General features: G+C 69.0%; 14 protein-coding genes. 6 read left to right on the forward strand and 8 right to left on the reverse strand.

The features are described 5' to 3' along the window. Positions 1-11: 11 nt before the first annotated feature. The 5 genes from SACGLDRAFT_RS17300 to SACGLDRAFT_RS17320 are packed head-to-tail and all read right to left on the reverse strand — an operon-like array spanning position 12 to position 4,035. A complete protein-coding gene (locus SACGLDRAFT_RS17300; protein ID WP_005466198.1) occupies positions 12-1,391 on the reverse strand; it encodes a PP2C family protein-serine/threonine phosphatase in 1,380 nt (459 codons plus the stop codon). Beyond that, positions 1,388-2,395, reverse strand: coding sequence for an ATP-binding protein (locus SACGLDRAFT_RS17305; RefSeq protein ID WP_005466200.1), 1,008 nt, complete (start codon positions 2,393-2,395; stop codon positions 1,388-1,390). The genes SACGLDRAFT_RS17300 and SACGLDRAFT_RS17305 overlap by 4 nt, the downstream gene beginning before the upstream one ends. Beyond that, positions 2,392-2,814 (reverse strand): anti-sigma regulatory factor, encoded by a 423-nt coding sequence (locus tag SACGLDRAFT_RS17310; RefSeq protein WP_005466201.1) that lies wholly within the window; start codon positions 2,812-2,814, stop codon positions 2,392-2,394. Before SACGLDRAFT_RS17310 ends, SACGLDRAFT_RS17305 begins: the two co-directional genes overlap by 4 nt. Continuing rightward, positions 2,811-3,173, reverse strand: a complete 363-nt coding sequence (locus tag SACGLDRAFT_RS17315; protein WP_005466202.1) for an STAS domain-containing protein — start codon at positions 3,171-3,173, stop codon at positions 2,811-2,813. Before SACGLDRAFT_RS17315 ends, SACGLDRAFT_RS17310 begins: the two co-directional genes overlap by 4 nt. A 7-nt stretch (positions 3,174-3,180) precedes the next feature. After that, complete coding sequence (locus tag SACGLDRAFT_RS17320; RefSeq protein WP_005466203.1) at positions 3,181-4,035, reverse strand: STAS domain-containing protein; 855 nt, start codon at positions 4,033-4,035, stop codon at positions 3,181-3,183. A 140-nt stretch (positions 4,036-4,175) separates the two neighbouring features. Between SACGLDRAFT_RS17320 and SACGLDRAFT_RS17325 the strand changes: the two genes are divergently transcribed. Continuing rightward, complete coding sequence (locus SACGLDRAFT_RS17325) at positions 4,176-4,544, forward strand: STAS domain-containing protein (RefSeq protein WP_005466204.1); 369 nt, start codon at positions 4,176-4,178, stop codon at positions 4,542-4,544. Then, a complete protein-coding gene (locus tag SACGLDRAFT_RS17330) occupies positions 4,545-5,024 on the forward strand; it encodes an ATP-binding protein (RefSeq protein WP_005466205.1) in 480 nt (159 codons plus the stop codon). A 13-nt stretch (positions 5,025-5,037) separates the two neighbouring features. Here the strand turns inward: SACGLDRAFT_RS17330 and SACGLDRAFT_RS17335 are convergent, their stop codons facing one another. From SACGLDRAFT_RS17335 to SACGLDRAFT_RS17345, 3 genes are all read right to left on the reverse strand, one after another. After that, complete coding sequence (locus tag SACGLDRAFT_RS17335) at positions 5,038-5,868, reverse strand: nitroreductase/quinone reductase family protein (RefSeq protein ID WP_005466206.1); 831 nt, start codon at positions 5,866-5,868, stop codon at positions 5,038-5,040. A gap of 359 nt (positions 5,869-6,227) precedes the next feature. Then, a complete protein-coding gene (locus SACGLDRAFT_RS17340; protein ID WP_005466207.1) occupies positions 6,228-7,565 on the reverse strand; it encodes an MFS transporter in 1,338 nt (445 codons plus the stop codon). A gap of 129 nt (positions 7,566-7,694) precedes the next feature. Then, positions 7,695-8,483, reverse strand: a complete 789-nt coding sequence (locus tag SACGLDRAFT_RS17345; protein WP_005466208.1) for a DeoR/GlpR family DNA-binding transcription regulator — start codon at positions 8,481-8,483, stop codon at positions 7,695-7,697. Between the two features lie 186 nt (positions 8,484-8,669). Here SACGLDRAFT_RS17345 and SACGLDRAFT_RS17350 point away from each other — a divergent pair, with 186 nt between their 5' ends. The 4 genes from SACGLDRAFT_RS17350 to SACGLDRAFT_RS17365 are packed head-to-tail and all read left to right on the forward strand — an operon-like array spanning position 8,670 to position 12,598. Beyond that, positions 8,670-9,365 (forward strand): HAD family hydrolase, encoded by a 696-nt coding sequence (locus tag SACGLDRAFT_RS17350; protein WP_005466209.1) that lies wholly within the window; start codon positions 8,670-8,672, stop codon positions 9,363-9,365. Further along, the gene (locus SACGLDRAFT_RS17355) at positions 9,362-11,071 is read left to right on the forward strand and encodes a dihydroxyacetone kinase family protein (RefSeq protein ID WP_005466210.1); all 1,710 of its coding nucleotides are present in this window, start codon (positions 9,362-9,364) and stop codon (positions 11,069-11,071) included. Before SACGLDRAFT_RS17350 ends, SACGLDRAFT_RS17355 begins: the two co-directional genes overlap by 4 nt. After that, positions 11,071-11,532, forward strand: a complete 462-nt coding sequence (locus tag SACGLDRAFT_RS17360) for a ribose-5-phosphate isomerase (protein WP_005466211.1) — start codon at positions 11,071-11,073, stop codon at positions 11,530-11,532. The genes SACGLDRAFT_RS17355 and SACGLDRAFT_RS17360 overlap by 1 nt, the downstream gene beginning before the upstream one ends. A gap of 22 nt (positions 11,533-11,554) precedes the next feature. Next, positions 11,555-12,598, forward strand: a complete 1,044-nt coding sequence (locus tag SACGLDRAFT_RS17365; protein WP_005466212.1) for a 2-hydroxyacid dehydrogenase — start codon at positions 11,555-11,557, stop codon at positions 12,596-12,598.

The raw sequence follows: 12,598 nt of genomic DNA on the forward strand, positions 1-12,598 counted from the left end.
GCGCAAGGCGATCACCCCTCCCATCGGCACATGAGCAGACAGACGTCGTCGTCGTGGTCGGTGGAACCCAGCATCGTCCGCAACACGTGTTCGGCCCTGTCCTCCAGGGAGTCGCCGTCGCAGGCACGGAACGCCTCCACCAGCCGAGCCATGCCCGCGTCCAGGTCGCTCGTCCTGCGCTCGATCAACCCGTCGGTGAACAACGCCACCGACGACCCCGGGGACAACTCACGTTCGTGCTGGGGAAACTCCAGTTCCGCCGGGATGTGGATGCCCAGCATCGGAGCGTGCTCGACCTCCAGGAAGGAGACGTCGCCGTGGTGGTCCTGCAGCAACGGCGGGGGATGTCCCGCGCTGGTCCAGCGCAGCAGGCCCGTGGCCGGCTCCAGTTCCGCGACCACGGCGGTGGCGTACAGCGGGGTGTCCAGACCTCGCAACAGGTCGTGTACCAACCGCAGCGACGCGGCCGGGCCGTGGCCTTCGAGCGCATAGGCACGCAGGGCGTTCTGGAGCTTTCCCATCACGACGGCGGCGTCCACGCCGTGGCCGGTGACGTCACCGACCATCAGCACCACCGTGCCGTCCGGGCGCGTCACCGCGTCGTACCAGTCACCCCCGACGTGGACGCCGCTGGTGGCGGAGCGGTACCGGGCGACGAGCCCGAGGTCACGCATCGACGCCAGGGTGGGCAGCATCGCCCGCTGCAGACGTTCGGCGAGCTCGTGTTCCCGCTCGTACTCGTTGGCGTTGCGCAGCCCGACGGCGACCCGGTTGGCGATGCCCGTCGCCAGCGTCAGGTCGTCGTCGGTGAACTCGGCGCTCTCCCGATACAGGTCGAAAACCCCCAGCACATGCGGGCCCGCGGTCAACGGCACGCTCACCCTGAGCGAGCCTTCCCGTACCGGTTCCCGAGTCCTCATCGCGCTGCGCGTGGCCTGGTCCGGCTCGCGTTCGGGGGCGTCGGGACAGGACAGCCCGAACTCCGTCAGGGTCCAGACCCGTGTGGCGTCGGCGAAGCCCTGCGACCGCACCAGTTCGGCGACCTCGTCCAGCAGGTGCCCGGCGTCCAGGGACCTCGTGGAGGCCCGCGACACCTCGTCGAGGAACGACGTGCGTTGTCGCTGTCGGTCGATCTCCGCGTGCAGGGCGAGCAGTCCCGCGTTGGTCTGCTCCAGCTCGGACTGATGCCAGCTCAGATCGCGGTCGCGATCGCTCAGCACGTCCGCCAACTCCCGCAACGCCACCCCCAGCACATCCTCCGGAGCGACGTCGTGCAGCCGGGCCAGCACCCGACGCCACACGTCGGGCGGAAGCTCACGACCGTGCAGCGCGTCCCGAAGCGTGGCGCGCACGGCGTCGTGTCGTCCTGCCGCGCGAAGGTCTTCCGTCATGTGGTTCCACTTCCGGACACCACAACGACACCCGAGTCGTCCCGGTGTCTGCCGTACGTTCCCAGCAGCCAGCCTGCCACGGTGGCGGGGTCGTGGGCGAGCACGTCCGTCCGATCCGCCGGGGTCCACCGCTCGGACACACCGTCCGTGTGCATCACGAGGAGGCCCCGACCGTCCCACGGCCGCACCAGGGGCGACGACCGCCTGCCGCTTCGCTGCCTTCTCCCCACGATGCCGGGCGTGGACACGAGGGCCTCGTGAGTGCCGTCACCCCGGACGAGGCGAACGGTGGAATTGCCCACTCCGCAGAACGACACGGTCGACCGTGCGGTGTGGAACTGGGCGATCGCGACCGTCGCACCACGCCTCGGGCCCATGTCGGCATCCATGGCGGCGAGCAGCTCGCTCGGGGACGCCTCGGGACGCGCCCTCACGTGGGCGGTGACGGACCGGCTCGCCTCCGCCGCCGCGGGACCGTGCCCGAGACCGTCGCTCAACACCACGGTCACCACGCCGTCGGCGTGCGCGGCCACCCAGTCGTCGCCACACGTCGTCTCACCCGGCGCGGCCCGCAGGACGGCCCCGATCCTCAGCCCGGAACCCCATGGGGCCTCCTCCACCGCCCCGTGCCAGCGCGCCAGCACCGTCGTGCCCTCGCCGTAGCGCGAGAAGATGTCGAACTCGTCGGCCATGCGCCTGATCCCGCCGAGCCCGACCCCCAAGGTGCCCGTGGTGGAGAATCCGTCCCGCATGCTTCGGGACACGTGCTCGATGCCCGGGCCCCGGTCGGTGGCGACGACGTCCAACCGGCCCTCGGTGGGCATCACCGCGAGCAGCCCGTCCGTGGCGTATTTCACCAGGTTGGTGGCCAGTTCCGTGGTGGCGAGGACCACTCGCTCGACGTCGGGGTCCGGCAATCCGGCGTCCCGTGCCGCGCGGCTCGCGAGCTGGCGCGCCCGCGTCACGTGCCCCGGCGCGGTCACCGCGAGCGCTCCCCCGGTCACCTCCGCGCCGATCTCGTACCGAACGCGACGACCACCGTCGTCCCCTCCCCCGGCGTGGTCCGGAGGTCGAACTCGTCGGCGAGTCGGCGAGCGCCGCTGAGTCCGAGGCCGAGTCCGCCCGCACTGCTGTATCCGTCGGTCAACGCCAGTTCGACGTCCTCGATCCCCGGTCCCTCGTCGCGGAACACCAGCCGGAGCGCCGTGTGCCCCGCCGACCGTTCCAGTTCCACCTCCGCGGTCCCGCCGCCGCCGTGCTTCAAGGTGTTCCGGGCGAGTTCGCTCGCCGCCGTCACCAGTTTGGTCTGCTCCACCAGGGAGAAACCGACAGACACCGCGACTTCCCGCGCAGCCTGCCGGACGTGCACGATGTCGACCTCCTCGCGGATCGGCACCTCGTGCACCGTCGAGACGCTCGTCATCGTGACCCCGTGCCGTTCAACAGGGAAAGGCCGCAGGACACCGTCAACGCGGTCTCCAGGCCCGGCAGCGTCAACCCCAGTTCGACGAGCGTGATGGCCACCTCCGGACGCATCCCCACGACCACGGTTCTCGCGGCCAGCAGGGCGCTCGCGCCCGCGATGTCGTGCAACGTCCTGGCGAGGAAGGAGTCGACGATCTCCAGACCGGAGATGTCGATGAGCACGCCGCGCGCACCGGTGTCCGCCACGCGCGTGGTGAGTTCTTCCTGCAGTCGGAGCGCGTCGTCGTCGCTCAGCTCACCTTGGATGGTGACGAGCAGGACGTCTCCGAGTCCGACGATCGAGGTCGTGGTGCTCATGCCGAGGTCACTTCATCTCGTCGGTCCGGGCGAGGAGGAAACCGGACGTTCGCAACGCGTACGCGAAGGCATCCGCCAGGGTCGCCCGCGTGGCGACCTCACCCAGGTCTATCCCCAACTGCACCATCGTCTGCGCGATCTGCGGGCGGATTCCGCTGATGATGCACTCCGCGCCCATCAACCGGGCCGCCATCGCCGTCTTGAGCAGATGCTGCGCCACGAGCGTGTCGACGGCGGTGACCCCGGTGATGTCGAGAATCGCGACCCTGGCCTGCTGCTTCACGATCTGTTCGAGCAGACTCTCGGTGGCGGCCTGGCTCCGCATGCTGTCGAGCGTGCCGATCAACGGGATGGCGAGGATGCCGTCCCACAGCTTGACCACCGGGGTGGACAGCTCGGCGAGCTGCTCCTGCTGCGCGAGGATCGTGTCGGCGCCCGCGGACAGCTCGATCTCCAGCAGCGTGATCCTCAGGGTGTTCAGGGCCGCGGACAGAATGAGCGCCCCATAGTAGGCATCGTTGCCCGGCACCTCCTGCTGCTCCCACAACCGCAGCAGCGGTTTCTTGAGCACGGTGACGTCGGGTCGCTTGCTGCCCGAGGGACCGCCCGCCGACCGTGCGGCCAGGGACCCGAGCACCGTGCTCACCTCGGCGAACCCGTCGGCGCCGGGGTCCTCCTCCGCCTCGGTCCGGATGACCTCCCTCACCCCGCTCAGCAACGCGGACACCTCTTCCCGCGAGTCCACGCGGTCGCGGGTGCCGAACAACGGGGTCGCCACCCACTCGCGCCGGATGTCCTCCTCGTGTTCCGCCAGGAACTGGAGCACACGGGCCCGGACTGGATGGTGGATTTCGTCGGTCACGTGTCGGCTCCAATGAAGGGGGATTTCTTCGCGCTGAGATATGCGGCTGTTCCTGGCAAACTTAGGGCACGGACATGGCCAACCTCCAGGTTGGGTACTCCCCGGTAGGAGGTGTAGGCGAAATCCAGGAGCGGTCGAACATGACGGACGGCGACAAATCGCCCACCATGCGAATTTCCGACGGACCCGAGGGTTCCACGGTCCACGTCGAACTGGTGAGCAACGACGAAGGGCGAATCACTCTCTGTGGCGAGATCGACCACGATGTGGCGCCTCAACTGGACGATGCGCTGGATCAGCTGCTCGCGGAAGGAGCCGACCGGCTCGTCGTCGACTTCAAAAGGCTGTCCTTCTTCGACTCCGCCTGTATCAGCGCACTGGTTCGAGCACACGCGCGCATCAGTGAACGCGGCGGCACGGTGAAGTTGGTCAACGTCGATCGGTACGCCTATCGAGTACTTCAGATCGCGGGTCTGCTTCCTCTGTTCGAGATCGAGCCGGAAACGTAGATGACTCGGAGGATCAGGGCTCCGCACGCGACCCCGCTGATGGACGTGTGGCTCGACTCGGACAAGAACGTCCCGAGCCGAGCGCGACGCGACGCCGATTCCGTGATCGGCGATGTCGACCCCGAGACCCGGTACAACTTCCTGCTCATCGTCTCCGAGTTGGTCTCCAACGCGGTGTTGCACTCCCGCGGCCCCCTGCGGCTGCGCGTGTGGCGGGAGGAGGCCGTGCTGCGCACCGAGGTCCACGACGGCAGTTCGCTGCCTCCGACCGTGCTCATGCCGTCGACGTGTCGCCCGCACGGCCGCGGAATGTTCCTCGTCGACTCCTTCGCCGACGACTGGGGCTTCGAGGCCACACCGACCGGCAAGGTCGTCTGGGCCGAGGTGAGCACCGCGCCCCGCGCGGACCCGGAAAGCCGCTCCGGTCGCGAGCAGGTGCCCACGGTACCCACCTCCTCCCGTCCCGGTTCCGGTGGCTAGACGACCGCCTCGTTCACCGTGACCTGCCGTTCAGCACGGGCACGAGCTGTTCCTCCTCGCGGCCGAAGTGGGCCTCGACCACCTCGGTGAGGTGATCCACCTTCTCCCGGAGCCCGTCACGGCCGAGGTCGTCGGCGTCGAGCGCCGTCCGCAGCTCACCGAGGAGCCGCTCGACCGCCTCGTGTTCGGCACGCAGTCGCCGCACCACCGGGCCGAGTTCGGGATGTTCCTCGTCGAGGACGGGAAACAGCTCCGCATCCTCCGTCACGTGGTGACGGCTCAGTCCGCGACAGACCATCAGGCAGTTGATTCGTAGTTGAGCTCCCAACCGGGGTCCCGAACCGGAGATCTCGTGACGAACGAGTGCCAGCTCGCGCCGGAACATGTCGTGGACGGCGACGAGTTCGTCGCCTCGCCGGCGGTCGCTCGGCTCGGCCTCCCCGAGTGTCAGTGCCACGACGGGAATGACGCGATCGGTCTTTCGCTGGTACTCCGCCCACTTCGGAATGGCCGCGACGATACGGGCGAACGTCTCGTCGCGCTCCCATCCGGAGAGGATCTCGGTCTCGGCCTCGAACGTGAACGCGCCGATCTCCACGGTGACCCTCGGGTCGGCACGAAGATTGTGATACCAGGCGGGATGGCGCGGCGAGCCCGCCGCCGAGGCGATCACGAGCAGGCGTCCCCGGTCGTCGGGCAGGAATGCGAGCGGCACCGTGTGCGGTCTGCCGCTGCGGGCGCCGGTGGTGGTGAGCAGCAGGAGACGAGCGTTCTCGAACGGCCCGCCGGCCCTTCCCTCATGGGCGCGGAACTCCTCGATCACGGCCTTGTTGAAGTCGCTCATCGCTCCTTTTCGGACATGATTACGAGTGAACACAGTGGACTGATTCGGAATGCACCGCACCCGACACGAGACGATGAACGGCCTCGGAAACGACGACAAGCCGCGACGAAGGAAGAGAGACGATTGAAGGGAGCGGTGCGCGAAAGGTCAGATCAGAACCGCGGTGATCTGTGCGGTCACGGCACCCTCCCCGGTGAATCGGTGTCCCCGACGTCGACACACAGACCTCGTCGTGGACCCGGCATTCAATCGCGGAGAAGCAGCGACGGTCAAGTGGTTAAAAAACGGCTCTCAAGACGACGACGGGTCGCAGGCGACACCGCCCGGTGCCGTCCGCGACCCGTCTCGGGTGAGCGCTGTCAGCTCGTCACGGGTTCGCCTCCCGCGACCTCGGTGAGGCTGACGTCCTTCTCCACGGCCTTCTTCGTGGTCTCGGGAAGGGTGAGGAAGCGCGTGAGCACGGCGGCCACCACGTAGAGCGTCGCGAAGATGACGACCACGCCCGCCGCTCCGACCGGCCCGAGGAACAGACTGACGATGGCGGGACCGACGAACGTGGCCGCACCCGCACCCAGGTTCAGCAGGGCCATAGCACCCCCCTTGTTCTCCGGCGCGAGCGAGGGCAGCAACGCCGAGATCGGCACGAAGCCCGCCAACGTCGCACCGTAGAGCGCGCCGACGAGGAGCGCGACCCAGTAGTAGTCGGCGCCGAGGTTCAACGGCACGAAGTACAGCAGCAGGATCGAGATGGCACAGCCGATGGCACCGAACCAGAAGATCGTGGTCTGCCAACCGATCTTGTCGCTCAGGACGCCGAAGATGAGGTTGAAGAAGATGTTGGTCCCGTAGATGACCGACACGAGCAGCAGCCAGCGGCTCATGCCGAACCCGATCTCGTGCGCGAAGATCGTCGGGAAGAACACCAGCATGCCGAACTCCGGCGCGGTGTTGATGACGCGCACGATCATGCCCACGCCGACCCGCGGGTTCTTCCACGCGATCGACAGGCTCGACAGCAGACTCTGCACGGGCTTGACCTCGGGAGGAGCCAGCCGCTGATAGCCGGTGCGCTCCCGCACGCCGAGCAGACAGATGAGACCGCCGAGGCCCAGGATACCGACCGACAGCCACAGGGTTCCGTACTGGCCGAGGATCGGGTTGGTGAAGCTCGCGACCAGCGAGCCCAGGGTGGGCAGCCCACCGGTGAACGCGAAGTAGAACCACCCGACGGCCGCGCCGAGCCTGGCCACCGGAGCGACGGCGGTGATCCAGACGAGGAAGCCGAAGGCGAACATCGGGTAACCGAATCCGCGCAGGCCGTAGAAGACCAGCATCAGCGGGTAGTTCTCCCCGGCCACGGCGACGGCGAGGAACAGCGCGTCGAACGTCAGCCACACCGTGAGACCGACGAACATCACGCGACGCGGGCCCCACAGCTCGGACAACGCGCCGGAGAGCCAGGACGCGAGCATGACCGCCACGCCGTACACGGTGATGACGTAGGACGCACGGACCTCGGTGCCCGCGCCGTGGTCGGCGATGAACGGTGTGATGAAACCCGACTCGACGCCATCGCCGATCATGAAGAGCAGCAGACCGACGTACCCGAGGAAGAGGGGCGCGGGAAGCCCCCACCGGTCCAGCAGGCGGGCGAGACCGCCGCGCTCCGTCGACCGTGGTGTCGTCGTTGAAACCATGAACGCCTCCGTACTCAGACGGAAAGCATCATGAATGCCGTTAAGTTAACGCGCAAGATGTTACAAGTGGTTTCTCTGCCACTTGACCGTTTCAGCCGACGAGTACGCCACGGCCCGGCACACCGGTGATCACAGCGGGGCGACGTCGACCTCGATGCGCTCCCGCAGGTCCTTCACCAACGTGTCGTCCACTCCGGAGTCCACGATCAACCGGTCGTAGTGATCGACCGGGGCCAACCGGTGCAGCGCGGCGCGGGGCATCTTGCTGGAGTCCATGAGCAGCACCTTCGTCTCGGCCGAGGCGAGCATCGCCCGCTTCACCAGCACGATCTCGGGCTCCTGATGGAACGTCATGTGCGCGTTCATGGCCGACGTCGACAGAAACGCCATGTCCACGGTGATGCGCTCAACCGTCTCCAGGCACGGCATGCCGAGGAACGAGTCGTGCGTACGCGAGTAGTCCCCACCGATGCAGATGAGCCTGAGATCGTCGACGTCCTTCAGCACGTCGACGGCGCGTAGGTAGTTGGTGGCCACGGTCAACGGCGTGAACTCGGGCAGAAGCTTGGCCAGCGCCAACGCGGTCGTGGAGTCGTCCAGCATGATCGACATACCGGGCTCCACCAAGGTCGCGGCCCGGCGCGCGATGGCCGCCTTGGCCTCGACGTGGGCGCCGAGCCGGTACTCCGCGTTGCTCTCGAACACAGTGGACGGCAAGGCCGACACCCCACCGCGGAACTTCCGAAGCACCCCGCGTCGGGCCAGATCGTCGATGTCCCTGTGAACGGTCATGTGGCTGACACCCGTCAGCTCCACCAGGTCGGCGAGCGCGGCCGTCCCGTGCTCGATGACGAAGTCGGCGATGCGTTGTTGACGGGCTTGTCGGCTGCGCGCGGTCCCGGACCTGTCACTGCTCATGGTGAGAGTGTGTCACCTCCGGCAACCGTTCTCCTCCCGCCGGCCGCACAACCCCACCACCGGACTTACGGCTGGCCACGCCCTCTCTCCGTCCCACGAGACGACGGTTCGCACACTCTTGGGAGTTACATTTCCCGAATCACGGTGTTAACTTAACAGCGATCGTGTGAAAGGGGCTGTGATTCGATGGCACTCGCCGCGGTGGTGTTCGACATGGACGGCGTCCTGGTCGACAGCGAACACCTGTGGGAGGAGAACTGGATCGCCTACGCGGCGAGGTACGGCGTCGAGTGGACGGCGGAGGACACGTCCACGGTGCAGGGGATGAGCGCGCCCGAATGGGCCGCCTACCTCGCGAAACGCAGTGGTTCCCCCGAAAGCCCCGAAGCGGTGGAGCGCGCGGTCGTCGACGGCATGATCGCGGCGGTCGATGCCGGCCGGGCACCACTGCTGCCGGACGCGGACACCATGGTCATCGACGTCAGCGCCCGTGTTCCGATCGCGCTCGCGTCGTCGGCGCCGCGTCGACTCATCGACGCCGTTCTCGCGACCTACGGGCTGACCGACAAGTTCACCGCCACGGTGTCCAGCGCGGAAGTACCGCGCGGGAAGCCGAGCCCCGACGTCTACCTGGAGGCGGCGGCACGCCTGGGCCGTAAGGGCGAGGAATGCCTCGGGGTCGAGGACTCCAGCAACGGGATCCGCGCCGCCGCGGCGGCCGGGCTCACCGTCGTCGCGCTGCCCAACAAGACCTACCCACCGAAGCCGGACGCCCTGGCACTCGCCAGCGCGGTGGCCGACAGCAACGACGCCGTGCGCCGCATCCTGCTCGACCGACTTGCGAGCGACACCGACAACGACGCCGTGGGGAGGCCCGCATGACCCAACGGAAGTCCCGGACCCTCGGCCGGGCCGAGACGTTCAAACGCGACTGGCTCGACGGCTTCGCCGGAGCCTACGGGCGCACGATACGTAAGGTGCCGGACGCCTACGGCGTGGTCGCCCGGCACGCTCCCGAACGCGGCAAGGTCGCCGTGATCATCGGAGGCGGCTGCGGCCACTACCCGGCGTTCGCGGGTCTCGTCGGACGCGGACTGGCCACGGGCGCCGTGGTGGGAGACGTCTTCACGAGTCCCAGCGCCGAGCAGGTGTACCGCACCGCGCGCGCCGCCGAGGGTGGCGCGGGCGTGCTCTTCTCTTACGGCAACTACCAGGGCGACGTGCTCCACTTCGGACTCGCCGCGCGGCGGCTGGCGGCCGAGGGCGTCGAGTCCCGCACGGTACTGGTGACCGACGACGTCGCGAGTGGACCCGCCGACGAGCCGGAACGACGCCGTGGCGTGGCCGGTGACTTCATGGTCTTCAAGGTGGCGGGCGCCGCCGCCGAGCGGGGCGACGACCTCGACGCGGTGTACGAACTCGCGACGCGGGCGAATGCGAACACACGCACGTTCGGGGTGGCGTTCGACGGCTGCACGTTGCCCGGCGCCGCCGAACCGCTGTTCACCGTGAACGGGACGGAGATGGAGCTCGGGCTCGGCATCCACGGTGAGCCGGGGGTGCGCACGGTGCCGAGGCTCGACGCCGTGGGCGTGGCCGACGAACTCGTGAACGGCCTGCTGCCCGAGCTGCCGAACGGCGGTGACGGCCGGGTCGCGGTGCTGCTCAACGGCCTCGGGACCACGAAGTACGAGGACATGTTCGTGCTTTACAAGCGCGTGCACGAACGACTCGCGGCCGAGGGGCTCAACCCGTTGCACACCGAGGTGGGCGAGTTCGTCACGTCACTCGACATGGCCGGAGTGTCGCTGACCGTGCTCGCGTTGGACGACGACCTCGCCCCGCTCTACGCCGCGCCGTGCGACACGCCCGCGTACCGCAGCACCGGCGTCTCGCTGGAACCGGTTGCGCCCGTGGCGACGGTCGACGACTCCCTGGCCCGGCCCGACACCGCGAGGACCGCCGGTCCGGTCGATCGCCTCCTCACGGCGGCGATGGTGCGCATCGAGGACAACGAGGACGAACTCGGCAGGCTCGACGCCGTGGCCGCCGACGGCGACCACGGGCTCGGCATGACCCGCGGCATGCGGGCGGCCGTGGCCGCCGCGCGCCGGGCCGAGTCGTCGGGCGCCGAACTGTCCGCGGCACTGCTGGCGGCGGGCACGGCGTTCGCCGACGCCGCGGGCGGGGCGTCCGGCGCGCTGTACGGCGTGTTGCTCGCCGAGACGGGCGCCGGATTGACCGACGGCGTCGACGCCACGACGGTCGCCGACACGGTCGACCGCGCCGTGGCCGCGTTCGTCGAGCTCGGCAAGGCGCGCCCCGGCGACAAGACCATGCTCGACGCCCTCGAACCGTTCCGCGACACGCTGCGCGAGCAGGCGCGAACCGGCGCGAGCGTGGCGCAGGCGTGGAGCGCGGCGGCGAAGCGCGCCACCCAGGCCGCGGCCGACACGGCCGACCTGTTGCCCACCAAGGGCAGGGCGGCACGGCTGGCCCAGCGCAGCAAGGGTTACGCCGACCCCGGCGCGACGTCGTTCGCGCTGCTGGTGTCGGCCATCGGCGACGAGTTGGAGAAGGAGAACTGATGCGCGTCGTGGTGGCGGCGGACAACGCCGGAGTCGAGCTGAAGAACGCCGTGCGCGACCAGTTGGAGGCCGACGACCGGGTCAGCGAGGTCATCGACCTCGGCGCCGAGAGCGCGGACGACGACACCGCCTACCCGCACTTCGGCATCGCCGCGGCCGAGAAGATCGCGAAGGACGAGGCCGACAGGGCCATCCTGGTGTGCGGGACCGGTATCGGCATGGCCATCTCGGCCAACAAGGTGCCCGGCATCCGGGCTACAGTCGCACACGACTCCTACTCGGCCGAAAGGTCGATCAAGTCCAACAACTGCCAGATCATCACCTTCGGAGCCAGGGTCATCGGCCCCGAACTGGCGAAGAAGATCACCGGTGAGTGGGTCGGCTACACCTTCGATCCCCAGTCGGCCAGTGCCGCGAAGGTCGCCTGCATCACCGACTACGAGACCCGGACCGCCTGCTGACGGCGCTTCTAGGAGGAATGGGATGCGAATTCTCAGCGCAGGAGACGAGTTCGTCGGCACCGACCTGTTGCAGGCCGCCGTGCGGGCGGAGCTGGCCGGCACGGGGGTCGACCCCGAGTTCCGGGAGCTCTCGCTCCCCTGGCCGATCGAGCCCTTCGGCCCGGTCGCCGAGGTGAACGAGGCCAGCGGCACCGAGGAGCAGGTGATCGAGGCGCTGGACGGCGCGGAGGTCGCCGTCACGCAGATGGCCCCGTTCACCGGGAAGGTGTTCGAGGCGGCCCCGAACCTGAAGCTGGTGTCGGTGTGCCGGGGCGGTCCCGTGAACGTCGACCTGGCCGCGGCCACGGAGGCGGGCGTGGCCGTCACCTTCGCTCCGGGGCGCAACGCCGCGGCGGCGGCCGAGTTCGCGGTGGGGCTGCTGCTGGCGGCCATGCGTCGGATCTCGACGTCGTCGGCCGAGCTGCTGGCGGGCACGTGGCGCGGTGACTACTACGCCTACCCCAACGCGGGGGTGGAGCTGGAAGGCACCACCGTGGGCCTCGTCGGGTACGGCGCCATCGGCGCGCGGGTGGCGAAGGTGCTGCTCGCCTTCGGCGCGAAGGTGCTGGTCGCCGACCCGTACGCCGACCGTGCCGCCGTGGAGGCGGCCGGCGCCGAGCTGGTGGAGCTGGACGAGCTGATGCGGCGCAGCTTCGCGGTCAGCCTGCACGCCCGGCTCACCGAGGAGACCCGCAACCTCATCGACGCCGAGAAGCTGGCCCTGCTGCCCCACGGGGCGGTACTGGTCAACTCGGCCCGCGGCGGCCTCCTCGACTACTCGCCGCTGCCCGAGATGCTGCGCTCCGGTCGTCTGGGGGCCGTGGCCCTCGACGTCTACGACGTGGAGCCGCCGCCCGCCGACTGGGCGCTGCGGGACGCGCCGAACGTCATCGCGACGCCGCACCTGGCGGGCGCCAGCAAGCAGACGGCCGACCGCGCCGCGGCGATCGTGGCCGCCGAGGTCGGCCGGTACGTCCGCGGCGAGGCGCTGGCCAACGTCGCCAACCCGGACGTGCTGACGAGGTAG

Source organism: Saccharomonospora glauca K62, assembly GCF_000243395.2.
Lineage (GTDB): Bacteria > Actinomycetota > Actinomycetes > Mycobacteriales > Pseudonocardiaceae > Saccharomonospora > Saccharomonospora glauca.